The sequence below is a fragment of the Brucella sp. LJL56 genome (genome assembly GCF_054871705.1).
In genome coordinates, this window is sequence record NZ_JBTXLQ010000021.1 from 1 (window position 1) to 1,823 (window position 1,823).

Here is a 1,823-nt window from a genome sequence, read left to right on the forward strand (position 1 = left end):
GTAACTGGAGCAGATTTGGTGGCAAGAGGGATTCCCGTTTTCCGTAAATCATGATTCACTCCCTTTATGACGAAGCGGCGCCTTCCCACGGTCGAGCATGCAGATACGTTGTCGCTGAAAGCGCTGCGGGATTTGGTGACCGGCTTGGCGGAGCGGGCGGATCGGTCCGACATCCGGATCGAGAAGCTCGAGGCCGAAAACCGGAAGCTTCGTGACGAGAACGACCAGCTCAGGATTGAAAACGCTCGACTGAAGGTCGATAACCAGCTTCTGCGCGATGAGATTGCGCGGCTTAAAAATCTGCCGCCTCGCCCGCCGTTCAGACCCTCGGGTATGGAAAAGACGACCAGTGAAAAAACGGTTGCAGGCAAAGAAACACCTGTGCGGCGGCGCGGACCGAAAGGCGACACGGATAACATCACGCGTGAAGAGTTTTTGCCTGCAAGCGCACCGCCCGGATCGCGCTTCAAGGGCTATAAAGATTGCGTGGTGCGGGATCTGGTCATGCGGGCCGACGTGGTGCGCTATCGTCGTGAATGCTGGATAGCGCCCGATGGCCGCACGATCGTCGCACCTCTGCCTGCAGGAATACAGAGTGGCTACGGCGCCAATCTGCGGCGCTTCTGTCTGATGCTTCACAGCCATGGGCAGGTCACAACACAGCGGCTGACGACTCTGCTCAACGAAATTGGCGTCGAGATTTCCAAACGTCAGGTCATCCGCTTTTTGACACAGCGACTGGACGGCTTTCATGCCGAGGATGCCGCGGTGCTGCATGCTGGCCTGGTCTCGGCCCCCTTTGTCACGGTCGATGACACAGGTGCTCGCCATGCCAGGCGCAATTTCCATACCACCCAGATAGGAGGCGAGTATTTTACCGCCTTTCGCACGGCGCCGTCGAAGTCGCGGCTGAACTTTCTGGCCCTGCTGCGCGGCAATTATCAGGACTATGTCCTCAACAATGCTGCCTTCGCCTTTCTCGAAGACCGCCGGGTGGATCCCGCCCTTCTGACGCGCTTGAGAACATCTGAGCCACGACGGTTTCCTAACCAGGTTCCGTTTCTCACATATCTGGCTGCCAAGGGGATCGACATCTTCGACAAGGCCGTTATTCGTCCATTTGCGGAGGCAGGCATCTGGGGCGCTATCCGCCATCACGGGTTGCTTGGCAATGCTGTCATTGTCTCCGATGATGCTGGACAGTTTCGTGTCGGCACGCATGCGCTGTGTTGGGTCCATGCAGAACGGCTGTTGCACAAGCTGATGCCGGCAACGCCGCAGCAGGTAGCGCATGTCGAAACGTTGCGCGAGCTCATCTGGCTCTTTTACAAGCTTCTGAAAGACTTTTCCCGAAGTCCCAGCCGTCGTGCAGCCCAGGCCCTTGAGGCAAGGTTCGACCGGATCTTTTCCATCCACACCGGCTATAGCGATCTCGACAAACTCTTGTCGCGTCTGAAACGACGCAAGGCAGAATTGCTGCGGGTTCTTGAGCGGCCCGAAATCCCATTGCACACCAATGCGTCGGAAAGAGATTTGCGCGGCTTTGTCATCAAGCGAAAGATCTCTGGTGGCACGGTCAGTCGAAACGGTCGTCAGGCGCGTGACAGCATGCTCGGTCTGATGAAGACCTGCCAGAAACTCGGCCTGTCGTTCTGGCACTATCTCGGTGATCGGCTGGAAATCGGTGATGAAGATCATCTTATACCAAAGCTCGCCTCCCTTGTCGCAGCACGCTCTTGAGCGCTCCGGCTATTTTCCAGTCAGCGCACAGTCCGCCAAACTGCCAACTTTGTCAGCACTGCCACCGGATCTGCCCCGCTTAC

1 protein-coding gene is annotated in these 1,823 nt (G+C 57.4%); it reads left to right on the forward strand.

Annotated elements, in window-relative coordinates:
• The first annotated feature begins 66 nt into the window (after positions 1-66).
• Positions 67-1,740 carry an IS66 family transposase gene (locus ACYSN1_RS21805; RefSeq protein ID WP_461727575.1) on the forward strand — a complete coding sequence of 558 codons (1,674 nt, stop codon included), beginning with the start codon at positions 67-69 and terminating at the stop codon, positions 1,738-1,740.
• Positions 1,741-1,823 lie beyond the last annotated feature (83 nt).